This is a genomic window from Streptomyces sp. NPDC055189, assembly GCF_053606765.1.
This window is the reverse complement of record NZ_JBSGSG010000001.1, coordinates 58,603-84,470: the sequence shown is the minus strand read 5'-3', so window position 1 is coordinate 84,470 and position 25,868 is coordinate 58,603. Positions and strand designations below refer to the sequence as shown.

Below are 25,868 nucleotides of genomic sequence, written 5' to 3'. Positions count from 1 at the left end.
CCTCAGGCGAGCCGGGCGCGCAGGCAGGCGAGCACCACGCCCACGGGGGCCAGCACCACGGGCAGGAGCACGAGTGCCACCGCGAGCGGGGCAATGATGACCAGGACGCCGGTGACCCACACGTTGTCGTCGGTGGTGGCCAGCATGAGCAGGCCCGCCCAGTGCGCCACGTACGTACCGAGCCACTGCAGCACGGCGAAAGCGACGGCGACCGCGGCGGCGCCCAGCAGGCAGATCCCGGTGGTGCGCAGCCGCGCCGTGCGGGTCAGCGTCCAGGAACGGCGCATCGAGGCCGTCGCCGAGCAGTTGTCGGCCACCCGTACGGCAGTTGCCGGTGCGAAGCGGGCGAGGAGGACGAGCCCCAGTCCCCAGATCACGACGGGCAGGATCCGGCCGACCAGGATGAACTGCACGGTCGCGGGTTCGTGGTAGGTGGGCCACACGACCCCGGGCACCATCTCCATGTCGACTGCGGCCAGGACAAGCAGGCCCGCAAGGGCCGGGCCGAGGGCGCACGCCAGGGTGAGCGACTGGATGCGGAAGGCGACGCCCAGGTGCGGACGGGTGCGCCGCCACAGGGCGCGGAGGGTGAGGGTGTCGGGCTCGGCGACCGGTCCTGGGCCCGTGCCCGCCGTGTCGCGCTCCCGCGCGTGCGCCACGGTCACGGCCTGGGCGGCGAGCAGCCAGGCGATCAGGGCCATCGCCACCAGGAGCAGCAGCGGGTACACGCAGAGCGCGACCTTGACGAGGCCGTCCCACTGGTCGATGTAAGCGACGTAGGATTCCTCGTTGGCGATGGAGCCCTCGGCGGTTCGTCCGGCCTCCAGGAAGAGGCCCCACGACGCGGCGAACCCGCCGGCCACGATTCCGCCGCCGACGGCCAGCGCCGCCGCGGCCGCCGCGGCGGCCGAGCCGAATACGAGGCGCCGGTCGCGGCCGGTGATCCGCAGTCCCTCGGCGACAACGGAGTCGCCGTCCCGGCGGGTCGTCGAGCCGGTCATGAGGGCGGCACCTTCCGGATGATGATCTTCCATGGTTACTGCGACGTCCGGATCCGTGCGTTCGGTTCCCGGACGCGATGGGCCGGCTCCGCGCGGACACATCGCCTCAGGGGGTCTGGTCCTCTTCCCCGGCCGCCTTGTCGGGCAGCAGGGCGAGGCTGATGATGTGGCGCTCGCGGTCGTCTCCGGGGGCGCGTTGCGTATACCGGGCGATCAGGGCCTCCAATTCCTGCACCAGTGCGCCGAATTCCTCGGTGGTCGCCCATACCGCTCCCTGCCGGTAGAGGACGCCGTCGCGCGAGGGGTCGGCGTCGTCGCGGGAGAGGTAGCGGTCGAGATCGGCCATCATCGCCCCGGTGAAGACGGTGAAGGCCTGCCGGTGGTCGTCCTTGGTCATGGCGGCGCGGGCTTCCTCGTCGACCAGCGCCCCGTCCTGCCGGACCCGGTAACTGCGTTCAACCGTCCCGCGTACGGGGGTTTCCCGCACCACTTCCAGGATGCCGGCCTCGGTGAGGGTGGCGACGTGCCGGTACATGGTTGCCGGCGAGACGTCAGGGAGGCGTTGGCGGAGCTGGGCGGTGGTCAGTTCACCGGCGCCGACCAGGGTCTGCAGGATGCGCATCCGGACCGGGTGGAGGAGGAGATTCGCGGTTGCCATGGCTCACTTTCTCATATCTGATAACGTTCTCGCACTTGAGAACGAACAGGCGCGGAACGAAAGAGGCGCGGCCTTGCCCGACACCGACATGACGGTCACCGCGGACGACGGGACCTCGCTGGCCGGCACCCTGACACTGCCCGTGGGCTCCGGCCCGCACCCGGCCGTCGTGCTGCTGCACGGCTCCGGCCCGCTGGACCGCGACGGCAACACGGCCAAGCTCCCGATGAACCTGGCGCGGCCGGTGGCCGAGGCCCTCGCCGCACGGGGGATCGCCACCCTGCGCTACGACCGCCGCGGCAGCGGCGCCAATCCCGGCGACTGGCGGGCCGCCGGGTTCAGCGACAACCGCCGGGACGCCGCCGCGGCCGTGCGCGCCCTGGCGGGCAGGGGCGACATCCGGGCGGACGCGATCGGCGTGATCGGCCACAGCGAGGGCTCGCTGCACGCCATGGCCCTGGCGGGCCGGACGGACGTGCGTGCAGTGGTGCTGCTGGCCGGCTTCGCCAACCGGGGCGAGGACGCCTTCCGCTGGCAGGGCCGCTCGATCATCGCGAGCATGCCCGCTCCCGTCCGGCTGTTGCGCCGGCCGCTGGCAGGACTGGGCAGCCGGGCTCTCGCCCGGGTGAAGAAGACCCGGACGGACGTGGCGCGCGTGGCCGGCGCCAAGGTCAACGCCCGCTGGATGCGGGAGATGCTGGTCCATGACACCCGGCACGACCTCACCGCAGCCCACGCCGCGGTCCTGGCCGTCACCGGCGACAAGGACCTTCAAGTCGACCCGGACGACCTCCGGGAAATCGCCCGGCTGGTCCCCGGCGGCGCGGAGACCCACCGCATCGACGACCTCACCCACATCCTGCGGCGCGACTCGGGACGCCCCACCCCGGCCTCCTACCGCCGCCTGCTGCGCGAGCCGGTCGACCCCGCCCTGCTCGACCTCGTCGCCGAGTGGCTCGCCCGCCACCTGGCCGCGGCCGCTCGCGGGACGTCCGCCGAGGGGCAGTCCGCCTCCTGACCTCCCGGCAGCGCCCGGCCGCACCCGGGCGGCCCCGCGGCACAGCAGTCCTGGCCAGTAGGAGTGCGCTCTGGAAGCGCGGGTCGCAAGGCGTACGGGGCCGACGAAGACGGGTCCGCCGCCAGCACCGGAGCCAGTCCGGCAGAGGGTCATCTGAGACAGGTCGCTGGGGCACGGCAGCACCGCGACCCGTAGCTGGATGGTCCGATACGGACGGCCGTTCGCATACGGTCCCGTTCGCGGGGCAGCCTTAAGAAGAGAGCACCAGTCCTTGGGGAGGGAGCTGAGCGCAGTGAACTGCCCTTCTTGCGGAGGCGCGGCACAGCAGGGCCCGGACGGCTCCTGGGGGTGCGGGCAATGCGGCCCTATCTCCCGTTCGGCAGCCGTGTCGTGGGTAGGGTCGGGGCCATGACGGCAGAACAGCCCCCCACACCGGCCGTGGAACTCCCCGAGCCCCAGGAAATCACAACGACGGACTGCCGCGGCTGCGGCACCCAGGTGTCCGGCATCAGCGGGCGCTACGCCTGCGGAGTATGCGGTTGGACCAACCCGTGGGACGAGGGACATCAGGACCTACCGGCCGCCGATGACGATCCCGACTGGCCCAAACCCAGACACAGCATCTGACCCACTCCCCCGGCAGGTCGGCAGCGTGCCGCTTCAGGGGCGGCGAGGGCCGCCCGGTCCCGGTGCCCCATACCGGTCCGGCAAGGGGTACAGGCTCGACAGGTTCTGCGCCGTCCGGCACAGGACCAGCAGGTCGTGACTCCTCCCCCAGCTAAAGCAGGGGGCTTCTCCTGTCGGTGGCTAGGCCACGTGGGGAAGGACCAGCCCGGCCCTGAGTGCGACGTTCCAGGCACCGACCCGGTCCGCGTGATCGCGGTGTCCGCAGGCGGTGCACCGGAACTTTTCGCCGTCGCGGCTCTCGCCGTCCACATGCCCGCACGGCGGGCATGTGCGCGAGGTGTTGCGGGGGCCCACCGGAATCAGAACACGAGCGGCGCTTTCAGCCTTCTGCGCGAGGATTGCCAGGAACACCCCCCAACCCGCGTCAAGAATGCTGCGGTTGAGCCCGGCCTTCGCGGCGGCCCCGTTCGCCGGGAACACGCCGGGCGTCCGGGGGTCGGGCTGCGGCCCGGGGGCGCGCACCATGTTCGCGATCGTCAGCCGCTCGTGAGCGATCCGGTCGTAGGTGCGCACCAGCGTCAGCGCCGTCTTGTGCGCGTGATCGAGACGCTGACGCCGCACCTTGCCGTGCAGCCCGGCGACCTTCTCCACCGCCCGCCGGTGATGGGCCGACCGCTGGTCCCGCCGCACGCGCGGGAACGTTTTCAGAGCCCGCTGGGCCTCCGCGAGAACTGCGGCGTTGGTTCTGCCGTGCCGCGGGTTGGGCAGATGCCCGCCCCCGGCGGTGGTCAGGAAATGCGTGATGCCCATGTCGATGCCGGTCACCGCACCCGTGGCCGGGAGCGGTTGGGCGGGCACGTCGTCACAGGCGAGGACGACGTACCAGTGTCGGCCCTCGCGCTTGACACTGATCGTCTTGACCCGCCCGGTCACCGGCCGGTGCCGGTGCACACGGACATGCCCGACGCCCTGGAGCCGCACGCGGGTGACGGGGTCGTGCGGGGTGGCATCCCAGCGGCAGCCGTCGCCGTCCCGCGGGAAGTCCACCGTGTCGAACCAGCTGACGCCCCTGAAGCGCGGGTAGCCCGGCTTCTTGCCGGCCTTCACCCGGCGGAAGAACGCCTGGAAGGCCCTGTCCAGGCGGCGCAGGGTGGCCTGCTGGCTGGAGAACGACCACCGTCCCTGACGCTGCGGATCAAACGCCCGGATGTCCCTGAGCTGGCCGGACTGCTGCCCGTACCTGATGCTCGTTCCCGAGGGGTGCCGGTAGGCGTCCCGGCGCTCCTGCAACGCGCCGTTGTAGAGGGAGCAGTGATCGGCCAGCATCTCGCCCAGCGCCTGAACCTGTCGCACGGTAGGGCGAAGCAGAAACTTGTAGGCACGCATCACCGCAATCACCCCCTCCAAGCAGTTGTGAAAATTCTAGTGCGGGTCACTGACAACGGCCCTCCGCCCAGCGGCGAACCGCCGCCCTCTGCCCCGCTGACGCGGGAGCTTCGTTTCACCCCCCGCCTAAAGGCGGGGGTACCCACGAAGGAGACAGATGGCTGGGTCAGCTGTCGAGGCGGACGAGCATCTTGCCGGTGTTCGCGCCGCTGAGTACGCCCAGGAAGGCGGCAGGGGCCTGGTCGAGGCCGTGGATCACGGTCTGTTCGGTGTGCAGGGTGCCGTCGGCGAGCCAGGCGGCGCCCTGCTTGATCCACTCGGGGAAGAGGTGGAAGTAGGAGTTGACGAGCAGGCCGCGCAGGCTCAGCTCCTTGGTGTATGCCTGGTAGAGGTTGGTCGGTCCCGGCACCGGGGCGGTGGCGTTGTACGAGCTGATCGCGCCGACCAGCGCGAACCGGCCGCCGGGGCGGGCGGCGCCGATGGCCGCCTCCAGGTGGTCCCCGCCGACGCTGTCGAGGTAGATGTCGATGCCCTCGGGGGCTGCCTGGACGAGCTGTTCGGCGATCGGGGCGGCTTTGTAGTCCAGGGCGGCGTCAAAGCCGAAGTCGCCCGTCAGCTTCGCGGTCTTGCCCGGGCCGCCCGCCGAGCCGATCACCCGCGCGGCGCCGAGACGGCGGGCCAACTGGCCCGCCACGCTGCCGACGGCGCCGGCCGCGGCGGAGACGAACACCACGTCGCCCTCCTGGACCGGTGTGACTTCGGTCAGAGCGGCGTACGCGGTCAGTCCGGTGGTGCCCAGCGGTCCCAGATATGCCGCGGCGGGGGCGAGTTCGGTGTCGATGACGGTTGCCGCCGGGGCGTCCAGGACCGCGTATTCCCGCCACCCGGCGAAGTGCGAGACGGTGGCCCCGGCCTTGATCGCCGGCGTCCGGGAGGCGACGACCTCGCCCACCGCGCTGCCCTCGAGCGCGGCGTGGAGTGCGAACGGCGGGATGTAGGAGGGAGCGTCGGTCATCCGGCCGCGCATATACGGATCGACCGACATCCAGTCGTTGCGGACCAGGATCTGGCCGTCGGACAGGGCCGGTATGCCGGTGTGGACCAGGTCGAAATTCTCCGGGCCCGGGGCGCCGGTGGGGCGGGAGGCCAGGCGGATCTCGTGGCCGGTGCGGGGTACGGTCATGGGTCGCTCCTTGACGTGTCGGATAAAGGCGCCGGATCGAAGTGCCGAGTAGTGGTCAGCCGTCGGCCGGGGCGACGGCGGTCTCGCCCGGCGCAGGCTGCTGCGGTGCGTCCGGCCCGGGCTTGCCGCGGAGCAGCACCAGGGCGACGGCCAGGGCGGCCGCCACGAATCCGGCGGCGGTCAGGAAGGCCGCGTGGTAGCCGCCGAGCAGAGCCGACTTGGGGTCAGCTGCTTCGGCCGCGAGACTGTTCGTACGGGAGGTGACGACTGCGCTCAGCACGCTCAGGCCGATGGCTCCCCCGATCTGCTGCGTGGTGTTGAACACGCCCGAGGCGATGCCGGACTCCTCGGGGGCGACGGCCGCCATGCCCAGCCCCATCATGGCGGGCGCGGCCAGACCGAAGCCGATGCCCATTACCAGGCTCGCAGGCAGGAAATCCACCACGTATGTGCCGCCGGCGCCGCCGGTGCGGCTGAACGACAGCAGCACGAACGCCGCCGTGACCAGGACGAGCCCCAGGAAGAGCATCGGGCGCTGCCCGAACTGCATGATCAGCCGGGCCGAGAAGCCGAGCGAGATCACGGCGATGACCACGGCGACCGGCATGAAGCCCAGCCCCGCCTCCAACGCGCTGTAGCCGAGCACCTGCTGCAGATAGAGGGTGCCGAAGAACAGCAGCCCGAACATGCCCGCGATCATCATGAACTGCACGACGTTCGCCGCCGTCAGCGGCCGGGAGCGGAACAGCCGCAGCGGCAGCAGCGGCCGCGCCGCGGTGGCCTGCCGTACGACAAAGCCGGCCAGCAGTGCAAGGGCGAGCACGCCGAGAGCCAAGGTACGGGCGGAGGTCCAGCCGGCCTGCTCCGCGTCCACGATCGTGTAGACCAGCAGCATCATGCCGACCGTGACCAGTCCAGCGCCCAGGAAGTCGGTCCCCTTGCCCAGGCCCTGGGCGTCGTCCGGCTTGACCGTGCGCCAGCCCGCCAGGATCACCGCCGTGCCGATCGGGGCGTTGATGAAGAAGATCCAGTTCCAGCTGAGCAGATCGGTCAGCACCCCACCGAGCAGCGGCCCGACCGCGCCGCCGCCCGCGGACGCGAAGCTGTAGGCGCCGATGGCCTGGGCCTGCCGCCGCGGCTCGGCGAACTGAGTCGCGACCATGCCGAGGATGCAGGCCGAGGCGACCGCGCCACCGACCCCCTGCAGGAACCGGAACCCGATCAGCGTCGCCTCACTGGCCGCGAAACCGCAGAGCAGGGAGGCGGCGCTGAACAGCGCAATCCCGGTGAGGAATACGGACTTGCGGCCGAGCAGGTCTCCCAGCCGCCCCGCGAGCATCAGCAGACCGCCGAACGGGATGACATAGGCGTTGACCACCCAGACCAAGTTCTCCGAGGAGAAACCGAGCCCGCGCTGGAGGGTCGGAAGCGCGACATTCACGATGTTCTGATCGATGACGATCATCATCTGCCCGACGCACAGCACGATGATCGTCAGCCAGGGCGAGGTAGCCCGCTGCGGCCCGGTCGCGGTCCGTTCGGTCACGATCTTCCTCCGAAGGCGCGGAGGTAGTGCTCGGCGATCTCATCGCTCGTGGCCGACCACACCCCGGGGTGGTTCACGACGTACTCAAGCGCCTGGTCGAGGTACTTGGTCCTAAACGGCTGACCGATGACGAACGGATGCAGCGCCAGCGCCAGCACGCGGCCGCTGACCGCCGAGTCGGCGTAAAGCTGATCAACCTGATCCTGCACCAGCTGCACGAAGTCGGGTCCGGTCATGCCGTGCATCGTGAACAGGCCGAGGTCGTTGAGCTCGACCGAGTACGGCACGCTGAGCATCCCGGGGACGTTCAGCGAGTACGGCTGGTCGTCGTTGGTCCAGTCGAGCACGTAGTCGAGGCCGAGTTCGGCGAGCAGCGCGGGCGTCTGGAACGTCTCGGTGAGCGCCGGGCCGAGCCAGCCGCGCGGGCGCTGCCCGGTGGACTTCTCGATCGTCTCGACGACGTCGGTCAGGTAGGCACGCTCGTCGTCCTCAGCCATGCCGGTCTGCCGGGTGGAGTTGTCGCGGCCGTGTGCCAGCCATGCCCAGCCGCGAGAGAGTCCGGCCTCGATGATCTGCGGATAACGCGTGCAAACGGCAGAGTTGAGCAGCGCGCTGGCGCGTACGCCATGCCGGTCGAGGGTCTGCATGACGCGCCAGATGCCCACCCGGACCCCGTACTCTCGCCAGCCGTGGTTCAGCGGATCCGGCACGAGAGCGGCGGTCGCCTCATTCAGGCTGGTCGAAGCGACGCCGAGCTGGAAGTGCTCAACGTTCAGCCCGACATAGAACGCCACCCGGGCGTCGCCAGGCCACCTGAAGGGCTTCCGCTCGGTGATCGGAATGTAGTCGTAGAGCTCGTTGTCTGACTGCATGGCATACATGGTGCGAACGCACACCCTCCAGAACGAGAGCGATCTGCTCTACGATCGGTGCGCCAGGCTCACCAGTTGGTTTCAGGGGGACGCGGGGGTGGCGGCGATGTTGGAGCGTCATGAGATCGAGGCGTTCCTGGCCGTGGCCGAGGAGTTGCACTTCCGGCGCGCCACCGAGCGGCTCGGTCTGGCACAGGGGAGGGTGAGTCAGATCGTCGCCAGGCTCGAACGCCGCCTGGGCGTCATGCTGTTCACGCGTACGAGCCGGAAGGTCGCCCTGACTCCCGCCGGGCAGCAGCTGTACGACGGTCTGGCGCCGGCGCACCAGGAGATGCTGGAGGCGGTCGCGAAGGCGCTGGCGCTGGGCAAGGGGGTCACCGGCACGCTGCGCGTGGGTTTCTCCTCGCAGTGGGCGAGCGACATGGTGCTCAGTACCGCCGAGTCCTTCCGGCGTATACATCCCGGCTGCCTGGTCGAGATCCAGGAGATCCCGCTCTACGACACCTTCGGCCCGCTGCGTGCCGGCGTGGTGGACCTGCAGCTCACCGAGTTCCCGATGCAGGAGCCGGACCTGGTGGCCGGACCCGTGATTTTCTCCGAGCCCCGGGCGCTCATGGTGCCGGCTGACCATCCGTTCGCCCGGCAGGAATCGGTATCCCTGGAGGATCTGGCACGCACCCCGCTGGTCACCGTCACCGGCGACAGCCCGACGTACTGGCTCGAGCACATCTATCCGCGCCGTACGCCGCAGGGGAAGCCAATCACCCACGGTGCCGGCGCCAAGTACTGGGTGGAGGTGCTCACGCTCGTCGCATCGGGACACGGGGTCTCCACCATTTCGCTGCGCGGTGAGCGCTTCCACGCCCGCCCCGGCGTCGCCTTCGTCCCGTACCGCGACGCCCCGCCCATCGAGTACGGCCTGATATGGCGCTGCGACGGTTACACCGCACGGGTGCGGGCCTTCGTCGAAACCCTCTGCCGACTCGCTCCCGGACACGCGGCCGACGACCGCGGCCCGGAGTCATGATCTGCGTTCACCGGTCGGACGAAGGTGGTGGTCGCAGCGATGCTGGAGCGTCATGAGATCGAGGCGTTCCTGGCCGTGGCCGAGGAGTTGCACTTACGGCGCGCCACCGAGCGGCTCGGTCTGGCACAGGGGGGTGAGACAAATCGTCGGCCGGCTCGAACGCCGCCGGGGTGTCGTGCTGTTCGCGCGTATGTGCCGCGAGGTCGCCCTGACACCCGCCGGGCAACGCCTGTACGACCGCCTGGCCCCGGCCCACCGGGAAATCCAGGAGGCGGTCGCGCAGACGCCGGCGCTCGGCAAGGGCATCGCCGGGACACTGCACGTGGCTTCTCCACGCAGTGGGCGAGCGACACGGTGCTGAAGACCACGGACGCGTCGCCGACGAAATAGCCGCCCAGGCCCGAAAGACCGGGCTCACCGGCTCGAAAAGCGAGAAACACCAGCGCACCTACCCCGACCAGCCCAACTATCAACTCGGAGCATGGTCAGCTGCCTTCACTTGAAAGGAGCCGCACCCCCTGGCGATGGTCCAGTACACGTAGCCGTCGATGCCTCCGTTCCACTGGGCGAGCAGCGCCCAGTCCTCGGGGCCGGGCCGCTCCCAGGGGCTGGCCGTTGTCTCCTCGGCCTCCTCCCCTGCCGCCAGTGCCGCGGATCCCGTGATGGGGTCGGCCTCGCCGTAGGAATCGGTGGAGTATCCGTCGATCTGCAGGTGAGTGCCCTTCAGATGTGCCCAGTCCTCGTAGCGCACCTGTGACCACGCCGCGCGCAGCTTGGCGGCATAGGGGTGGTCGGCCGGCTCGAACGTGCCGGTCCCCCTTCCGGGCCAGGGCGACGGCGCCGTCTCCGCGACGCTTGAGGACCAGTTGGCGGCAGTGCTCGCCGCCGTGGATGCGGCGCCCGGAAAGCCCCTGGTGGCAGGGCACTCCGCAGCATCGACCCTGGCCTGGCTGGCCGCCGACGCACGACCGGAGAAGGTGGCCGGGGTCGCCCTGATCGGCGGTTTCCCCGCCCACGACGGTCGGGCCTACGCCGATCACTTCGCGATCGAGGCCGGCGCCATGCCCTTCCCGGGCTGGGCACCCTTCGAGGGCCCGGACGCCGCCGACCTGGACGAGCAGGCGCGGGAGCGCTTCGCGTCCGCCGCCGTTCCTGTCCCCGAGGCGGTCGCCAGGGCAGTCGTCAGCCTGACCGACGAGCGCCGCTTCGACGTCCCCGTCGTTGTGGTGTGTCCCGAGTTCACCCCCGCCCAGGCCGAGGAGTGGATCGCCGCCGGTGAGAGTCCTGAGCTCGCCCGCGCTACCCGCCTTGAGTATGTGGACCTCGCCTCGGGTCACTGGCCGATGGTCACCCGCCCCCGCGAACTCGCCCGCATCCTGGCAAAGGCCGCCCATCCCTAGCGGTGCCGTGCCGGGTGCCCCCTGGGCGAGTTGCAGGCGCACACATGCTGGGGATCCTCGTCGACGTGATCCGCATCTGCCGCGCGTGCACCAGCCGGCCAACTGAACGCCAGCGGCCGGGCGGTGTCATGACCGGGCTGGTGCACTGTGATCTGTCGACGGCGCACGGGGACGGACGCGATCCGCGAAGCGACTGGTATGACTGGTGCATGCAGGAAGAGACCGCGCGATCCGCGATAGACACCTTCATCTCCGCCTTCAACACCTCGGACGACAACTATGTGACTTCGCTGCTCTCCCAGGCCCTGACCTCGGACGTGGTCTTCTGGGGACCGTTGGGCCGCAGTGAGGGCATCGAGGCGGTCGAGCGATTCGTACTGGACATACGCCGTCACCCCGCAGGCACCGGCACCATGGTGCGCTGTTCGGCGGTGGACATGCCGGGCGAATGGGCCCGGTACCAGTGGGTCTTCACCACGCCGCAGGAAGGCCCCCGCCTGGCGGGAACGGACGTCGTCCATCTGCGGCGGAGCCTCATCGACCAGATCATCGTCTTCGCGGGTGAGATCGAGCCGTCCGTCTCCTAGGACACCGGCCCGGAAGCCGCAGTAGCCGTCAGCCGGTGGTTCGTGACGGCGATGCGGCGCGTGGGCGATGGGCGCGAACGTCCACAGGGCGTCCATCGGGATCGCGAGCCGTCATCGTCCACTGCGTGGGCAGTGTCTCGATCTGTCCGACCGGCCACCCGGCGCCCAGGATTTGCTCGCGAACCTCACACAGTTGCGCGTGTGTTCCCACGCGCAGTCCCCATCCGGCTTTGTTCAGAGGGTCAAGAACCGTGGTGGGGGCGGTGGCGGTTTCCACGATCATCAGGTGGTCGTCGCCGCCGACATCGACGACCGCGATCCGAGGATCAGATGCGGTTGCAGCGCGCTCGAATGCGAGCGTTGCTCCGAGCAACTCCGTGTAGTAATGCACGAGTTGGTCGAGGTCGGTCGTGGACAGCGTCAGATGGTTGATTCCCAAGAGTTCGGGCATGGTGGGCCGACTCTAGTACAGCCGCTCGAGCCCCTCGATGGAGCCGGGGCCGCCTTCAAGTTCCAGACCGGCACGCAGCGGGTCCAGTCCACCTGCCGGTGAAGTACGGGGCCTGCCTGGTGTCTGCAACCGGCAGCGGACGAGGGCGATCGGTTGGGTTGTGGTCTGTGCGGCTACCGCATCAACTCGGTGCGGGATGCACGGTGACGTGGGGGTGCGCCCGCCGCGAAAGAGGTGTCGCCGGCGCGGAGCCCACCAGGAAGCGCCGAGCTAACGATCACTTCGCCGATCCGGGGTTCTTGCGCTGGTTGGCATTGAAGCGCGCCTTCTTCTGACGGTTGCCGCACGTGTTCATGTCGCACCACTTGCGGGTGCGGCTCTGGCTGGTGTCGAAGAAGGCGGCCTGGCAGGTGGGTGATGCGCACAGGGCCAGCCTTCCGTCTCGTTCGCCCGCGAGCACGCTGATCGCGTCGGCGGCGATCACGCTGAGTGCGTCTTCCACACGGGAGGCCGGGCTGAGCCGCCATTGCCGCTTGCCCTCGGGCGTCAGGATCGCCGCGGCCCGCCCCTGAGCGCTGAAGTCATTGATGACGTGGACAGCAGCCGCGGGCAGGGCGTCCTGGACCGCGGCCGCTGTCGCGGCGGCGTGAATCGACTCCCTCAGTTGCCGGGCGAGATCGAGCTCGGCAGTGGTGCAGGAGTCCACGGCGAGGCCGTACACGGCCAGCCAGTCGACGAGGCGGTGCGGCACGGGAATGCGCTCCACGGCGTCGCCGTGACGCTCCGACAGGGTCCCCGTGAAGCTGGTCGCCAGCACGACACCGAGGCGGAAGTCAGGAAACGCAGCAGGCATGGAACCACCTTAGCCGGTTGCCGCGTGGCGCGGAAAGCTGCTAGAACCGTCTTAGCCGGTTCGCGAGAGTTCGCAGCCGGTTCCCGCGACGGCCAGGAGGTCTCATGCCCCGCCCCACCGGCGACGTACAAGCATTTGAAGCCCACGCACCCGACGCCGACCTCGACGATCTCCGCGCTCGACTGGCCTCGGCGCGACTGCCGGAGGCCGAGACGGTGCACCCCGCCGCGCCCGGCCCCCGCCGGTGGGAGCAAGGCGTCCCTCTCGCCGACCTCACCGATGTCGTGCAGTACTGGCGCACCGGGTACAACTGGCGGTCGTTCGAAGAGCGCCTCAACCGGATCGGCCAGTTCCGCACGACCATTGATGGTCTGGGAATCCACTTCCTGCACCGCCGGTCCGCGCGCGCAAATGCCACGCCTCTGCTCCTGACGCACGGCTGGCCGGACAGCATTGCCCGGTTCATCGATGTCGTGGACGAGCTGGCAGATCCGAAAGATGCGGACACTCCGGCATTCCACGTCGTGGTCCCGTCACTGCCCGGCTTCGGTTACAGCGACAAGCCGGCCACCACCGGGTGGGGAACCGAAAAGATCGCGGCCGCGTGGGTGGAGCTGATGGGACGCCTCGGCTACGGCCAGTTCGCAGCCCACGGCGGCGACTGGGGAGGCAACATCACCACGGTCCTCGGCGGCAGGTTCCCGGCGCATGTTCTCGGCATCCACACCACATTCGCGGAGGGACCGCCCGGGTTGACCACGGACGGGCTGACGGCGGTCGAACGCGAGTGGACCGAGGACACCCGTGATTTCTGGAGCCGCCGCGCGGCGTACGCGAAGCAGCAGGCGACCCGGCCGCAGACCATCGGCTACTCGCTCGTCGACTCTCCGGTCGGGCTTCTTGCCTGGATCCTCGACAAGTTCGCCGAGTGGTCCGACACCGAGGACAGCCCGTTCGAGACGATCTCCAGAGACAGGATTCTTGACGACGTCACCCTGTACTGGCTGACGCGGACCGGCGCATCGGCGGCCCGCATCTACTACGAGAGCCACAACTCGCTGGACCCCGAACTCCGGGTCGACGTCCCGTCGGCGATCACTGCCTATCCCCGTGACGTCGAGAAGTGTCCGCGTCCCTGGGCGCAGGAGCGCTACCGGCAGATCGTCCGGTGGACGGAGCCCGAGACCGGGGGACATTTCCCGTCGCTGGAGGTTCCCGGGTACTTCGTCAAAGATCTGCAGGAGGGCCTTGCGGCAGTGCTGGCCGCCGCCGATCGGTGAACGCGGCCGGGCGCCCGGCACTCGGTCGCCGCCTGATCCGGTTCACGGCGTTGCCGGACGGCAGCCGGGACGAGGCCGTCGAGAGGGCAGAACGCGGGCAGGCCGGGGACGGCGCTCCTTCTGCTGACGGGCCACTTCAGATGCAGCACAGGTGTGAGGGGAGTGTGAAAATCAAAGGACGGCCTGCACCGGGCCCGGCCCGTCTCGTTCCCAGGGCATGCGCGAAGCCCCGACTCCCCAGCCCAAGGCCGAGCTCTCCGCCGCCTACTGGCTCGACTCCCCCGTCCTCGAACAGCACGGCCTGTGCGCCTGCCCGCTCGAAGACGACGCAGCACCGCGCCGCCGTGAAGGAACGATTCGCTACCTGTGGATCGGCCTGGCCTGCGCGCTGATCATCACCGCCCTCGCAGCGGCCGTGTCGGCGTGAAAGGTCCCCTCACCGGATCCGGACACCCAGCCTCACCTCACCTTTCTACCCGGCCCGCCGACCGCAATACACCACCAGTTGGACCGCAAGAGGACGAGAGCAGGGGCTGTGCGCCGGCGGTCGTCCACCCGCCGTCGGGCACCGGAGGACGCCGGGTGACCGCGCACGGCACGATCCTCGGCCTCGCACACTCGGACGCCGACGTCATCGAGTTCCTCCGCCTCGCAGGGCTGCCGGATGCGGAAAGACTCCTCGATGACCCGGCACAGGTGCAATGGCGCGGCCAACGAGCACACCTATACGGGACGGCGTGAGGCCCCACCGCACTGCCCGTGGCCTGCCTGCAGCGTGAACGCCGTCCCGCCTCAACGGCCGGGTACGCACAGCCGGTTCGGTGGTCATCTGACGCCATTCCCGAGTTGACCTACCAGCCCTCCCAACACGCGCCGCCACCAGCGCCGATGCCGCATCAGCAGGACGCAGATGACAGGCAGTCAGCCGCACGCCTCGCGGCTGCAAGCGGACGCGGGACGGTACGAGGGTGGCAGGGCGCCGTACATCGCGTGGCAGGCGCCGGACGCTGCCACAGGAACTGGCGGCAAGGGCGCCTGCGGTGAGTTGCGGGGCGGCGGATAGCGTGCGGGCATGGCGTTCACGGGGAAGCGGCGGGTCCTGTACCGGCAAGGCAGTGGGTTCTGGCGGATGACGGCGAAGTGGGTGGTGGTCTTTGGGGCCCTGTACCTGCTGGACGGCGGGCTGCTGCGGTCATGGGGCGACGCCGTGGTCTGGCCGATGATCGGGATCCTGCTGTGGGTGCCGTTCGGCATCGGCGTCGTCTGGTACCCCAAGAAGGACCAGCGCGTCGAACTGACGGCGCGTGCACTGCGGGTACGGCGCAAGCGGCTGCCGATGGACAGGGTGAACCTGTTGCACGTGGCCCGGCTGTGGCTGGAGGGGCGATCGACCGCGGACGACCAGCCGGTCCTGGAATGGACACGCTTCGACCGGGTGGTGTGGGTTCCGCTGCACGACGGCCGGGCGTTCGGCGTGGAGTTCCGCGACCCGGCCGCGTTCGCCAAGGTCTTCGGCGCCTTCGCGGTCAGCGCGTGCGGCGGTCCTGACATCGTCCGCGCGAGGGCCGCAGCGGTGAGCTACCCGGATCCGGTCCCGATGCGGGCCCGTCGCTCCGACGACGGCTCATGGGCGGACCTCCTGGACATCTTCGGCTGAGAGCCGCCAACCCACCACAGCGGGAAGCGCCTTGGCGATGCTCCGGGCTTGGCCCTGACGGCCTTGCCGGTGGCCTCGACCGACTCCACCAGCACGCTTCCCACCACAGGGAACAGCAACTCTGCGACCAGGGGCAGGGGGCTCCACAGCCGACCGGCTGCCGAAGCCGAAGTCGAGCCGAAACCGAAACCGACCAGAGCAGCGGCATGATGCCTACCGGATGCCTACCGTGTCAAACGAATCTTCAGGACCGCGCCATCGTCCGCCCTTGCTCTGGGAACAGCACTGCTGCCTGCCGCTGGAGCGGCACGCGGATGTGGGCGAACTGGCCCGCTACAGCCGGCCGGGCGGCAGCTTCGTCTCGGTGAATGCGGGTTACGCGCCGCACAGCGCCGCCGATGTCACCTCTCTGATCGCCGACTGGCGGGCGCGGATCACGGCGGACGACCGTCTGCGGCTGGCCGCGAGCACCGACGACATCGAGGACGCCCGGCAGGCGGGTGAGGTGGCGGTCGCCTTCGACCTGGAGGATTCCGGGCCGCTGGAGGGGCAGTTGGACCGGGTGCGCCAGTTCTACGACCTCGGCGTCCGCACGATGCTGCCCAGCTACAACAACCGCAATGCGGCGGGCGGCGGCTGCCTGGACCAGGTCGACGAGGGACTCACCGCCTACGGCCGTGCACTGATTGGGGAGTTGAACGCCGTCGGCATGGTCGCGGACGGATCGCACTGCGGCGCCCGTACCGGCCTTGACATGTGCGAGGTCTCCCGACAGCCGGTCATCTACAGCCATTCCTGTATGCGCGGGGTGTGGGACCACCCGCGCAACATCACCGACGAGCAGGCCCGGCAGTGCGCCGCCACCGGCGGGGTCATCGGCATCACCGGAGTGGGGATCTTCCTGGGCCCCAACGACGCCACCGTCGAGGCGCTGATGCGGCACATCGACTACGCCGTCGACCTCGTCGGACCGCAGCACGTCGGCGTCGCCAGCGACTACCCGTTCGGCCACGAGGACTTCAACGCGATGCTCACCCAGAGCCCGCAGCTGTTCCCCGACTGCTACACGGACTGGGGACCGATCAACTTCATGCCGCCCGAAGGGCTGCTGACCGTCGAAGACGCGCTCCTGGCACGCGGATACCCCCATATTGCCGTGGCTGCGATCCTGGGCGGCAACTTCCGCCGCGTCGCCGCGCAGGTGTGGCAGTGACCCGCACCGCACGAGGGCCCGGGGACCGGACACCGGGCGCCGGCCCCGACGCTCAGCAGGACCCCGGCAGTCTCCGCCGGGTGCGGCCTGTGCAAGGGCGGACAGCGCGAACGAGACCTGCCCTGCGTCGGTCCAAGTCCGGTGCTCGTTAACCGGCTTCAGCCTGGGAGGCTCTTGATCATCTCGCCGTTGACCAGGATGACGAGGCAGCCGCAGCCGCCGACGCAGTACTCCAGCTCGCCTTCGGAGGTGCGGTGGTGGGACCTGAGCGTCCACCACCGCGTCTCCGCTGGAGTCGGCTGGTGGCAGACAGGGCATCGGTCGTCCGTCGGCGCGATTGTGCATGCGGAAGTCATGACACCAACATGGCGTCATGGTCTAAGACAGTTCAACCATTACATCGGTCCGGCGGTTCAGCAGGGACAGGCGCCGGGTCGGACAGCCGGTCCGCCGGCCGAGCAGCTCGGCGCGCCGACCAGGCGCCGGCCAGGACGACCAGCGCCACCGCGCAGAGTTGGCGCTGCGTCAGCTGCTCGCGCAGCAGGATGAACCCGATGCCCGCCGCCACCGCGGGAGTTAGGGCGAGCAGCACTCCGAAGGCACGCACATCGATGCGTCGCAGGACCGTCATATCCAGGGAGTACGGAATCAGGGAGGACAGAAGGGCCACGAGGAGCCCGGCGCCCAGAGCGGCAGGGTGGGCAGCAACACGGCCGGCGCCGGTGAGAGCAGTGACGGGAGTCAACACGCAGGCGCCGCAGGCCAGCGCCAGGGTCAGGCCTGTCCAGTCGGGGAACAGGCGCCCGACCCGCTGGCTGAGGATCACATATCCGGCCCGGCCCAGCGCGGCGGCACCTCCCAGCAGGAGCCCGGCGGCGGAGAGTGAGGCGCCCGGGGCGGCCAGCAGCAGGACGCCCGCAAGCGCCAGCAGCGCCACTGCGAAATGCTGAAGCCGGCGGGACAGAATGACCGACAAGGTGAGCGGGCCGAGCAGTTCCAGGGTCGCGGCCACTCCGATCGGCAGGCGGCTGAGGGCCTGGAAATAGGCCAGGTTCATGGCCGCGAAGACCAGGCCGAGCGAGGTCGCCGCCCGCCACTGTACGGCCGTAATGCCCCGCAGTCGCGGCCGGACCAGCAGCCAGAGGACCACGGCGGAGAAGAACAACCGCATCCCGGCCAACGCCGTGGGGCCGACAGACGCGTACGCGCCTTTGGCCACGGCCGAACCCGCCTGCAGGCTGATGATCTGGGCCAGCATCAGGGCCGGTGCCGTCGCGGCGCCCTGCCGCGCCGAGCGGAGAAGCTTCACCGTCGCACTCCTCCCGCTGCAGTCCGTGTCAGCGCCGCCGTGACAGCAGAGTCCGCTCCCCGGCGCACCACCACGCGCCGCCGCGCATCAGTGCGGCCTGGACCCACACGATGGTGTAATCGTCTTATGCATTTCAACCATTACGGCGGGGAGGCTGCCCGCCTGGCTGCGGACCTGGCCAACTTGACCGCCCCTGCCCACCCCGAGCAGCTGGAGCCACTGCTCGCCGCGCACGGCGTGGTGCGGCGCACCCTCAGCGCCGCGCAGGCCGAGGCGATCTGGACATGGAGCCGGCGCCTGGCCGCGTGCTTCGGTCCTCAGGACCTCGATGAGAGATGCCGAGCCGTCAATACGCTGCTGGCCGACGCCTCGAGCAGTCCCCGTATCTCCCTGCACGACGGCCATCCCCACCTGCACTACAGCGCCACCGACGCCGACCCGGGCGCGCACGTCCGTGCCGTCACCGCAGCCGGGCTCGCTTACGTCGTCTGCTCCGCAGGCGCAGCACGGCTGGGGCGCTGCGCTCGCCGTGACTGTGCTCTGGCCTTCGTCGACACCTCCCGCAACGGCCGACGCACCTACTGCTCGGTGCGCTGCGCCAACAACGACGCCGTGGCCCGCCACCGCGAGCGACGCCACGGTGACAACCGGACCTCCGCGGCCCGCAATACCCGCCGCACGTGACTGGCCCGCGGGGCCGCCACCTCGCTGCCTACCGCGCAGGGGGCGGGTCTGTCCCCAGCCGCCGGCACCACCCTCGGGAGTGCAATGGCGTCCATCCAGCATGCCTGCACCGACCCGTCACCACGCACGCCGAACCGCCGCGAGCCGCTGCGGCGCATTCAAGGCTTGTGCGTCTATCTGGCTTTTCATGCCCTCACGGATGGTCGACTACGAGCCTGCCCTGGCCCTTACTGTTCGGACTCCGCCGTTGATGGGAGGGCCGCGGCAATGCAGTCGAGGACGCGCTGGAGCCCGTTCCGGAACTGGTCGTCGCGGCTCAGGTGCGGCTGCCGCGCCTCCATCACGATCTTGGTGAAGATCGGGTACTCCCCGCTCTTCACCAGCCGGTCGATGTACGGGTAGCTCCGCTCCATCCATTCCGACTCGCTGAGCCCGCTGCGGCGGACTTCCCTGGCCGTGCTGATCTCCTCGCGGACGGCGCCCTCGACGTAGCTGTTCAGCAGGGCCACGAGGCCGAGGTTCTCGTCGATGGGGACGAAGGCGTCGAGCACCCCCATCAGCCGTTCGACCAAGAGCAGTTGGTTGGGGCCAAAGCTGGGGAGTGACCGCTGCACGGTGGCGATCCACGGGTGCCTCAGCCACATGGTCCGCTGTTCGTCGGCGTAGCGGGTCAGGTCGGCGCGCCAGTCGCCCGAGGGCATGTCCGTGACGTCGATCTCGCCCATCACCTGGTCGGCCATGAGCTCGACCAGGTTCTCGCGGTTCGGGACGTACCGGTAGAGGGACATTGCGCCGGCGCCGATGTCGGCGGCGATCCGCCGCATGGTGGCGGCCTCAAGACCCTCGGCGTCTGCGATCCGCACGGCCGCCTTGGCGATCTTCGCGCGGCTGTGGACGGGCGTCGGCCCGTAGGTCGCGCGCTCGGGCCGCATCCAGATGTTCACGTACTCGGCGTCGGGCACCGTTTCGCCTCCTTGGTTGCGTACATAGTACCCAGTCGTCTAACGTCGCCGCCATGACCGCGTACAAGGTACCCAGTGGAGGGGTTATGCCTGATCCGATCGTGGTCGCCGAAGGGCTGCACAAGTCGTTCGGCGATACCCACGCCCTGCGGGGTCTGGACCTGAGCGTCCCGAGAGGAAGGGTCTGCGGCGTGCTGGGCCCCAACGGCGCGGGCAAGACAACCGCGGTGCGCATCCTGACGACCTTGTCCGATCCCGACGCCGGGCACGCCCGCATCGCCGGGCACGACGTCGTCCGCGACGCCGGCAAGGTGCGCGCCAGGATCGGGCTCGCGGGCCAGCACGCCGCCGTGGACGAGAAGCTCACCGGCCGCGGCAACCTGCGCATGTTCGGGCGCCTCTCCCACCTGCCCCGGCGCGACGCGCGCCGACGGGCCGACGAGCTGCTCGAACGCTTCGGTCTGACGGACGCCGCCGACCGGCAGGTCGCCGGCTACTCCGGCGGCATGCGCCGCCGACTCGACCTGATCACCAGCCTCATCCTGCGCCCCGAGGTGCTCTTCCTGGACGAGCCGACCACCGGACTTGACCCGCGCAGCCGCGGCGAAATCTGGGACAGCATCCGCGAACTGGTGGCGGACGGCACCACGGTGCTGCTCACCACGCAGTACCTGGACGAGGCCGACCAACTGGCCGACGACATCGCCGTCGTCGACCACGGACAGGTAATCGCCACGGGCACCCCCGACGAACTGAAGGCCACCATCGGCGACCGCCTCGACGTCGAACTCGAAGACCCCGCCGCCCTCCAGCCGACGGCGACCGCGCTCAAAGCACTGGCCGGGGCCGATCCCATCGTGACGGGCGCCGACCGGCTCAGCGTCGCGCTGCCGGGCCGCAGTTTCCGGTTCACCGAGATCGTGCGCGAGCTCGAACGAGCGGGTGTCGCCGCAGCCGACGTGCAACTGCGCCGGCCCACCCTCGACGAGGTGTTCCTGCGCCTCACCGACCAAACCGACGAAAAGGAGCTGGTCCGATGACCGACCTCGCCCCGCCGCTGGGCAACCGCCTGCGGTGGACGTTCACCGACGGGCTGACCCTGGTCGGCCGCGAGCTGGGCCGACTGCGGCAAGCTCCCGGCGAAATCATCGCGGCGCTGATCTTCCCGGCCGTCATGGTCGTGCTGTTCGGGTACGTCTTCGGCAGCGCGATCCAGGTGCCGAACGGCGGCGACTACCGCGAGTACCTCATGCCCGGCCTGTTCGCCATGGTGACCTTCTCCGCGTGGCTGGGGGTCATGACGCGGATGGCCGCCGACGCCTCCCGCGGTGTGATGGACCGCTTCCGCTCCATGCCGATGGCGCGCTTGGCGGTACCGTTCGGACAGACCGGCGCCGACCTGCTGACCGGCCTGCTGATGCTGGCCATGATGGTGAGCACAGGCCTGCTCGTAGGCTGGCAGCCGCACCGCGGCCTGATCCCCACTGTCCAGGCGTTCCTGCTGATGATCGTGCTGCGGTACGCGCTGAGCTGGGTGGGCGTCTACGTGGGCCTTGCAGTGAAGAACGACCAGGTCGCCGACGCGATGGTCCCGCTGGGCCTGCCGTTCACGATGCTGTCGAACGCCTTCGTCCCGACCGACGGCATGCCGGGCTGGCTGCGCTTCCTGGCCGACTGGAACCCGGTGAGCGCGCTCACCGCGGCCTCACGGGAGCTGTTCGGTAATCCGGGCGCCCCGTCCGGGAACGTGGCCTGGCCACTCGAACACCCGGTGACCACCGTCCTGCTCTGGTCGGCGGTGCTGCTGGTGATCTTCGTCCCGTTGTCACTCCGCGCCTACACGCGCAGAGGGCGCTGAATGCTCCGGTCATCTGCCTGGAGGCCCCTCGCCGCGCCAGCGTGGTGCGCAACTGCACCGGCAACCCCGGTCGGTGAGAGTCCGCGCACCTCACACCGCGTCGAGCGACGCGAACCACTGGATCGCACAGCTACCAACACCATGGAGACGTTATGAGCCTGTTTCGACTCGACGCCAGCATCTTTCCCGGCACATCCGCCAGCGCCGAACTCGCCGACCTCATGGAATCGGAGTGGACCGCAGTCCACCCGGACGTGCCGGTGGTACGCCGCCACCTGGGCACCGATCCGCTGCCCGCCGACGCCTGGGCACACGCCCACACCGGCAACTTGACGCCCGAACCCGACCGCACTCCCGCCCAGCGCGACGCGCTCACCCTCGCTGGGTCGCTCACCGCGGAGCTCGAGGCCGCCGAGGCGGTGGTGCTGGCCGTGCCGCTGTACAACTTCGGCGTCTCCCAGCACTTCAAGACCTGGGTGGACCTGATCATCGCCGGGTCGCCCCTGGGTAGTCCGGTACTCAAGGACAAGCCGACCTTCCTGGCCACCGTGCGAGGCGGCGGCTACGCCCCCGGCACTCCGCGCGAGGGCTGGGACCACTCCACCCCCTACCTCAAGCGCATCCTCGCCGACGTGTGGCAGGCCGACCTCGTCGTCATCGAACGCGAGCTCACCCTCGCCGCGACCTCCCCCGGCATGGAACATCTCCGGGACCTCGCCGCCGAGCTGCATACCAAAGCCCTGGCCGCGGCCCGCGACGCCGGCCGTGAAACCGCAGCCAAGTGACGCTGCCCGCTTCGGCGCACTGTGCACCCGCCGGCCAACGACGGTTGGTCAGCTGTGCGGTCAGCTCGGGGCGCGGCCGGACCGGCAAGGGCAAGGTGGCCATCCAGAACCACACTGCCCGCTTCCGCCTCGTGCCCCAACTCGCCAACGCGCTCAGCGGGCCGACCCCCGCGTACGTAAGCCGGGGTCGGTGTGGGCCGAGCTGCCGGGGCCCGTGAGCGCCAACGCCGAGCCGGTCGGGCACGTCCGCCTTGGCCAAGCCCGGCCCTCGACCGCCCCTTAGTCCCTCGACGCACAGCTCGGCTCCCCCGCCGAGGCCGGGGTGACGCGGGTCTTCTCGGAGGAGATCTCCACCCGTGCCACGAAACGGCCCGAGCTGGAGGCAGCCGTAGAGCTCGCCGGGGAGATCCGCTCCTCCGGCGCGGGCGTCACCGTCTCCCACAGGCCAGCCAGGTCGAATTCGGTCAGGTCACCGGCAAGGGGAGGATGGCCAGCGGGAGCAGTCCCGCCTCGACCGTGGCGCGGTCGATCGTAAGTCCGCAGTACCTTCCGACAGCAGCGAACACGGCCGGAGAGAGCTCTTCGTGATGCTCCTCGAAGTACAACTGTGCCTCTTCCTCCGTCGTATCGGAGCCGTCATACCCAGAGGGGAAGACCGCGCCCGCCGCGCGCAGTGCAGCGTCCAGTGCCGGCGACCAGTCGACGGTCTCCCCGAACTCCGCCTGCCGGGTCTGTCCGTCGCCCGGCGCGTGGAGGATCAGAGCGGGAGCATCGTGGCGGTTCAGCGTGAGACAGATGACCTCCTCACCCACCAAGGGCGCCATCGCGGGCACCGCTCGGTAGCCGAAGAACCAGGTAGCGGCGAACCCGTCCTCCAGGACGTACACCCACTCCCCCCAAGTGCCGTACATGGCACGGCTGACGTGCCCGAGGTCCCCACCGGAGGGCGCAGCCAACTCGTCCCGGTCCCTGAAAAGATCCTGGCACCGCAGCTGTTCGTCGTCCGCTCCGAGACGCACCAGGAAGTCGTCAACCCCGACGCCCCGTGCGGCGGTCAGCGAAATACTGCCCCGCATCCCGGGAACGCCGCTCTTCGCCTCCTCGAAACGGTGCTCGCCCATCCACCGCAGCCCAGCCGCTTCCTCTTCCGAATCCTGCTGCCCGCTCATCCCGACAACCTACAAGCGGACCGGACGGAAGGAGCAGCACACTCCCCGCCACCCGTACGGCGCCAGGACTGGGCTTGCCGGTCGTCCAGGATGGTTGCCGACGTGCGGCATGGCTTCTTCTTCCTTGCGGTGGCGGCCGCTCGGACGCGCAGGCGGACCTCGACCGAGTGCCGGGGCGTGGGCGAGCCCCGCCTCGCGCAACGGGGCGGGACTTGCGCAGCCCGCCAGACGGCCCGGCCTGTTGGCCGGGCCGGGCGTGCTATCACCAGAGTTCGGAGAAGGTGACCGACACGTCCTGCTGGTGGATCGCGGTGAGACCGGTGCCCTCCACGACCGAGGCGTCATGGGCGCCGACATCGGGACCGGCAGCAGTGGCAGTGCCACCGCCGACGGCGATGCAGGCTGTCAGCAGCGAGGCGAGGGCGGTGATGCGAAGGGCCTGGCGAGCATTCATGTGCGGAGTCTTCCTTTGGCTGTGAAGGCGATGGTTCACGCCCGCGGCGCCTAGCGATCTTGACCGGTGACAGGCCGGACATAAACCCGAACATGCGGACGACTCATGCCGGTACTTCCGACCGGGCAGCGACAGCAGCAGTCATGTGGGTCCGTCGGCGGCGGTCGTGAAGAGATCAGCCGACTCAGCTGCATGACCGACCCGGCGAGGACTGCAGCTGTCTCACCCGGGAGGAGAGGAGCGGTTACCGACGTCCAACCGGCAACCGTTCGGCAGTGCCGGGACTGCCGCGAATCGGCCTGCCGCACCGCAGTCGTACGCCGAGGCCGCCGTGATCGGCATCCCGGACGCCAAACGACAGGAGCGTCCTGGAGGAGGTGCGCGCTTATCTCGGGGTCGATGCACTCGGTGCTGCTGACCGGTCTAGCAGGTGGAATTAAGGGGCTGCGGGGCGGGCGTACATGCTGCTTCCTGAGCGGCAATCACCGCATCGCCGTATTCGAAGGCCCATGCGCCAACGGTGTCGATGGGCGCCAGCAAGGTCCGGCCCAGATCGGTCAGTGCGTACTGGACCCGTGCTGGTTCCCCGGGGTGTGCTCGCCGGTCGACCAGACCGTTGAACTGCAGCCGCCGCAACGTCTCGTTGAGGACCTTGGAACTGATCCCCCCGATCCGCTCCCGTAGTTCAACCGGGCGCCTGGGCCCCTCGCGCAGCGCCCAAAGCACCACGGCGTTCCAGGTGTTGGAAAGCAGGTCGAAGGCGAGACGGGCACGACAGTCGGCGAGGAAGGCGTCGGTGGTCACATACCAAATGGTGCCCGAACGGCCCTCTAGCGTCGTCACGAACGGTCGAAGCAGGCACTGAGAGGGGCCACAAGATGAGAATCGGCGTACTGGGAACGGGCGGCATGGCCGACGCGCTCGCCACGCACTGGGTGCGGGCGGGGCACGAGGTGCGCGTCGGGGGGCGGGACGCAGGCAGGGCGGAGCGGCTCGCGACGCGCATTGGGGGCGGTGTGCGGTCCGGCTCTCTGCGTTCGGTTGCCGAGTTCGGTGAGGTGGTGCTGGCGGCGCTGCCCTTCGGTGCGGGGGCAGAGGTGGTCGGGGACCTGCGCGCGGCCTTGGAGGGCAAGGTGCTGCTCGACTGCTCCAACCCGGTCGGCCCGGGATTCCGGCTGCTGACGGAAGGGGGCCCTTCGGCAGCGCAGCAACTGGCCGTGGCGGCACCGGGAGCGCACGTGGTCAAGGCTTTCAATCTCTGCCATGAGGATGTGTGGCGCATGCGGCCGCCGGTGTTCGAGGGGAGGCCGCTGGCCGTGCCGGTGTGCGGGGACGACGAGACGGCCTGCGCGCGTGTACGCGAATTGGTGCGGGACGTGGGCTGTGCGCCCGTGGCCGGCGGTGGCCTCGAACGTGCGGGGCTTGTGGAAGCGGCCGCCGCGCTGTTCATCGCGCTGTGGGTGGGCGAGGAAGTCGATGCGCAGGCCATCGCGCCTCCGCTGGCGTATGCGGCCGGGGCGGGCCGCCAGGACGCGGCGGACGGGAACACCGCGGCTTTCCGCCGTTAAGGGCCTGTGTGATGTCGTGACCCGTTGCTGAGTTCTTCCCTCGTCGTGGGGCGGGATCCGGTGGGGCTGTGGTCGTGAGCTGTTGGTCGATGGCAGGGGGGTGGCTACCGCCCGGTCGCGGCGCCCCCCATGCGCCTCCACGCGAGCCACGCGTCGGCGGTGCCGGGGGCGAGGTCGCCGAGGACGGCGTCCCCCCGCCCCTGCACGGTTCGCCTCGGTTCGGGCGCGCGGACAGCCCCGGCGGTGTACCTCCGTGCATCCGGAGACCGGCGGGCAGTCGTAGCTCATGCCGGTCGTCCTCCCGCTTACCCGGCCCGGGC

Annotated in this window: 29 protein-coding genes; 14 read left to right on the top strand and 15 right to left on the bottom strand. The window is 69.9% G+C overall.

The window, feature by feature from the left end; genetic code table 11:
• Window positions 1–2 precede the first annotated feature (2 nt).
• Together ACWFR3_RS00435 and ACWFR3_RS00430 are read right to left on the bottom strand one after the other, a co-directional pair.
• A complete protein-coding gene (locus ACWFR3_RS00435) occupies window positions 3–1,001 on the bottom strand; it encodes a hypothetical protein (protein ID WP_453732264.1) in 999 nt (332 codons plus the stop codon).
• Window positions 1,002–1,107: 106 nt separating this feature from the next.
• Window positions 1,108–1,659 carry a helix-turn-helix domain-containing protein gene (locus ACWFR3_RS00430; protein ID WP_453732263.1) on the bottom strand — a complete coding sequence of 184 codons (552 nt, stop codon included), beginning with the start codon at window positions 1,657–1,659 and terminating at the stop codon, window positions 1,108–1,110.
• A gap of 73 nt (window positions 1,660–1,732) precedes the next feature.
• Between ACWFR3_RS00430 and ACWFR3_RS00425 the strand changes: the two genes are divergently transcribed.
• Window positions 1,733–2,677, top strand: coding sequence for an alpha/beta hydrolase family protein (locus ACWFR3_RS00425; protein WP_453732262.1), 945 nt, complete (start codon window positions 1,733–1,735; stop codon window positions 2,675–2,677).
• 807 nt (window positions 2,678–3,484) lie between these two features.
• Here the strand turns inward: ACWFR3_RS00425 and ACWFR3_RS00420 are convergent.
• From ACWFR3_RS00420 to ACWFR3_RS00405, 4 genes are all read right to left on the bottom strand, one after another.
• Entirely contained in the window at window positions 3,485–4,693 is a 1,209-nt protein-coding gene (locus tag ACWFR3_RS00420) for an RNA-guided endonuclease InsQ/TnpB family protein (protein ID WP_453732261.1), read from the bottom strand.
• Window positions 4,694–4,856: 163 nt separating this feature from the next.
• Window positions 4,857–5,873, bottom strand: a complete 1,017-nt coding sequence (locus ACWFR3_RS00415) for an NADP-dependent oxidoreductase (protein WP_453732260.1) — start codon at window positions 5,871–5,873, stop codon at window positions 4,857–4,859.
• Between the two features lie 55 nt (window positions 5,874–5,928).
• Window positions 5,929–7,419: an MFS transporter gene (locus ACWFR3_RS00410; protein ID WP_453732259.1), complete on the bottom strand. Its 1,491-nt coding sequence runs from the start codon at window positions 7,417–7,419 to the stop codon at window positions 5,929–5,931.
• Entirely contained in the window at window positions 7,416–8,291 is an 876-nt protein-coding gene (locus tag ACWFR3_RS00405; protein ID WP_453732258.1) for a polysaccharide deacetylase family protein, read from the bottom strand. The genes ACWFR3_RS00410 and ACWFR3_RS00405 overlap by 4 nt, the downstream gene beginning before the upstream one ends.
• Between ACWFR3_RS00405 and ACWFR3_RS00400 the strand changes: the two genes are divergently transcribed.
• A complete protein-coding gene (locus tag ACWFR3_RS00400) occupies window positions 8,290–9,318 on the top strand; it encodes a LysR family transcriptional regulator (protein WP_453732257.1) in 1,029 nt (342 codons plus the stop codon). The genes ACWFR3_RS00405 and ACWFR3_RS00400 overlap by 2 nt on opposite strands.
• A gap of 133 nt (window positions 9,319–9,451) precedes the next feature.
• The gene (locus ACWFR3_RS00395) at window positions 9,452–9,679 is read left to right on the top strand and encodes a hypothetical protein (RefSeq protein WP_453732256.1); all 228 of its coding nucleotides are present in this window, start codon (window positions 9,452–9,454) and stop codon (window positions 9,677–9,679) included.
• Window positions 9,680–9,787: 108 nt separating this feature from the next.
• Here ACWFR3_RS00395 and ACWFR3_RS00390 read toward each other — a convergent pair whose 3' ends face one another.
• Window positions 9,788–10,069 carry a hypothetical protein gene (locus tag ACWFR3_RS00390; protein ID WP_453732255.1) on the bottom strand — a complete coding sequence of 94 codons (282 nt, stop codon included), beginning with the start codon at window positions 10,067–10,069 and terminating at the stop codon, window positions 9,788–9,790.
• Window positions 10,070–10,124: 55 nt separating this feature from the next.
• On the opposite strand from ACWFR3_RS00390, the gene ACWFR3_RS00385 reads away from it, so the two are divergent.
• Together ACWFR3_RS00385 and ACWFR3_RS00380 are read left to right on the top strand one after the other, a co-directional pair.
• On the top strand, window positions 10,125–10,718 hold the full coding sequence (locus tag ACWFR3_RS00385; protein WP_453732254.1) for an alpha/beta fold hydrolase: 594 nt from the start codon (window positions 10,125–10,127) through the stop codon (window positions 10,716–10,718).
• A 209-nt stretch (window positions 10,719–10,927) separates the two neighbouring features.
• Window positions 10,928–11,305, top strand: a complete 378-nt coding sequence (locus ACWFR3_RS00380) for a nuclear transport factor 2 family protein (RefSeq protein WP_453732253.1) — start codon at window positions 10,928–10,930, stop codon at window positions 11,303–11,305.
• Between the two features lie 28 nt (window positions 11,306–11,333).
• Here the strand turns inward: ACWFR3_RS00380 and ACWFR3_RS00375 are convergent, their stop codons facing one another.
• Both ACWFR3_RS00375 and ACWFR3_RS00370 read right to left on the bottom strand, forming a co-directional pair.
• Window positions 11,334–11,756, bottom strand: coding sequence for a VOC family protein (locus ACWFR3_RS00375; RefSeq protein ID WP_453732252.1), 423 nt, complete (start codon window positions 11,754–11,756; stop codon window positions 11,334–11,336).
• Window positions 11,757–12,033: 277 nt separating this feature from the next.
• Complete coding sequence (locus tag ACWFR3_RS00370; RefSeq protein WP_453732251.1) at window positions 12,034–12,609, bottom strand: CGNR zinc finger domain-containing protein; 576 nt, start codon at window positions 12,607–12,609, stop codon at window positions 12,034–12,036.
• 104 nt (window positions 12,610–12,713) lie between these two features.
• Here ACWFR3_RS00370 and ACWFR3_RS00365 point away from each other — a divergent pair, with 104 nt between their 5' ends.
• The 4 genes from ACWFR3_RS00365 to ACWFR3_RS00350 all read left to right on the top strand — a co-directional run bounded on the left by ACWFR3_RS00365 (window position 12,714) and on the right by ACWFR3_RS00350 (window position 16,759).
• The gene (locus ACWFR3_RS00365; protein WP_453732250.1) at window positions 12,714–13,889 is read left to right on the top strand and encodes an epoxide hydrolase family protein; all 1,176 of its coding nucleotides are present in this window, start codon (window positions 12,714–12,716) and stop codon (window positions 13,887–13,889) included.
• Between the two features lie 217 nt (window positions 13,890–14,106).
• Window positions 14,107–14,316, top strand: coding sequence for a hypothetical protein (locus ACWFR3_RS00360; RefSeq protein ID WP_453732249.1), 210 nt, complete (start codon window positions 14,107–14,109; stop codon window positions 14,314–14,316).
• A 645-nt stretch (window positions 14,317–14,961) separates the two neighbouring features.
• Window positions 14,962–15,546, top strand: a complete 585-nt coding sequence (locus tag ACWFR3_RS00355) for a hypothetical protein (protein WP_453732248.1) — start codon at window positions 14,962–14,964, stop codon at window positions 15,544–15,546.
• Between the two features lie 268 nt (window positions 15,547–15,814).
• Window positions 15,815–16,759 carry a dipeptidase gene (locus ACWFR3_RS00350; protein WP_453732247.1) on the top strand — a complete coding sequence of 315 codons (945 nt, stop codon included), beginning with the start codon at window positions 15,815–15,817 and terminating at the stop codon, window positions 16,757–16,759.
• A gap of 158 nt (window positions 16,760–16,917) precedes the next feature.
• Here ACWFR3_RS00350 and ACWFR3_RS00345 read toward each other — a convergent pair whose 3' ends face one another.
• Together ACWFR3_RS00345 and ACWFR3_RS00340 are read right to left on the bottom strand one after the other, a co-directional pair.
• Window positions 16,918–17,115 (bottom strand): hypothetical protein, encoded by a 198-nt coding sequence (locus ACWFR3_RS00345; protein ID WP_453732246.1) that lies wholly within the window; start codon window positions 17,113–17,115, stop codon window positions 16,918–16,920.
• 32 nt (window positions 17,116–17,147) lie between these two features.
• On the bottom strand, window positions 17,148–18,068 hold the full coding sequence (locus ACWFR3_RS00340; RefSeq protein WP_453732245.1) for an EamA family transporter: 921 nt from the start codon (window positions 18,066–18,068) through the stop codon (window positions 17,148–17,150).
• 126 nt (window positions 18,069–18,194) lie between these two features.
• Here ACWFR3_RS00340 and ACWFR3_RS00335 point away from each other — a divergent pair, with 126 nt between their 5' ends.
• A complete protein-coding gene (locus ACWFR3_RS00335) occupies window positions 18,195–18,752 on the top strand; it encodes a CGNR zinc finger domain-containing protein (RefSeq protein WP_453732244.1) in 558 nt (185 codons plus the stop codon).
• 227 nt (window positions 18,753–18,979) lie between these two features.
• Here the strand turns inward: ACWFR3_RS00335 and ACWFR3_RS00330 are convergent, their stop codons facing one another.
• Window positions 18,980–19,714 (bottom strand): TetR/AcrR family transcriptional regulator, encoded by a 735-nt coding sequence (locus ACWFR3_RS00330; protein WP_453732243.1) that lies wholly within the window; start codon window positions 19,712–19,714, stop codon window positions 18,980–18,982.
• A gap of 86 nt (window positions 19,715–19,800) precedes the next feature.
• On the opposite strand from ACWFR3_RS00330, the gene ACWFR3_RS00325 reads away from it, so the two are divergent.
• From ACWFR3_RS00325 to ACWFR3_RS00315, 3 genes are all read left to right on the top strand, one after another.
• Window positions 19,801–20,754, top strand: a complete 954-nt coding sequence (locus ACWFR3_RS00325) for an ATP-binding cassette domain-containing protein (RefSeq protein WP_453732242.1) — start codon at window positions 19,801–19,803, stop codon at window positions 20,752–20,754.
• Window positions 20,751–21,572, top strand: coding sequence for an ABC transporter permease (locus ACWFR3_RS00320; protein ID WP_453732241.1), 822 nt, complete (start codon window positions 20,751–20,753; stop codon window positions 21,570–21,572). The genes ACWFR3_RS00325 and ACWFR3_RS00320 overlap by 4 nt, the downstream gene beginning before the upstream one ends.
• Window positions 21,573–21,724: 152 nt before the next feature.
• Window positions 21,725–22,357 carry an FMN-dependent NADH-azoreductase gene (locus ACWFR3_RS00315; protein ID WP_453732240.1) on the top strand — a complete coding sequence of 211 codons (633 nt, stop codon included), beginning with the start codon at window positions 21,725–21,727 and terminating at the stop codon, window positions 22,355–22,357.
• Window positions 22,358–22,821: 464 nt separating this feature from the next.
• Here the strand turns inward: ACWFR3_RS00315 and ACWFR3_RS00310 are convergent, their stop codons facing one another.
• From ACWFR3_RS00310 to ACWFR3_RS00300, 3 genes are all read right to left on the bottom strand, one after another.
• Complete coding sequence (locus ACWFR3_RS00310; protein ID WP_453732239.1) at window positions 22,822–23,526, bottom strand: hypothetical protein; 705 nt, start codon at window positions 23,524–23,526, stop codon at window positions 22,822–22,824.
• 262 nt (window positions 23,527–23,788) lie between these two features.
• A complete protein-coding gene (locus ACWFR3_RS00305) occupies window positions 23,789–23,980 on the bottom strand; it encodes a hypothetical protein (RefSeq protein WP_453732238.1) in 192 nt (63 codons plus the stop codon).
• A 423-nt stretch (window positions 23,981–24,403) separates the two neighbouring features.
• On the bottom strand, window positions 24,404–24,784 hold the full coding sequence (locus tag ACWFR3_RS00300) for a winged helix-turn-helix transcriptional regulator (RefSeq protein WP_453732237.1): 381 nt from the start codon (window positions 24,782–24,784) through the stop codon (window positions 24,404–24,406).
• 74 nt (window positions 24,785–24,858) lie between these two features.
• On the opposite strand from ACWFR3_RS00300, the gene ACWFR3_RS00295 reads away from it, so the two are divergent.
• On the top strand, window positions 24,859–25,548 hold the full coding sequence (locus tag ACWFR3_RS00295; RefSeq protein WP_453732236.1) for an NADPH-dependent F420 reductase: 690 nt from the start codon (window positions 24,859–24,861) through the stop codon (window positions 25,546–25,548).
• Window positions 25,549–25,868 lie beyond the last annotated feature (320 nt).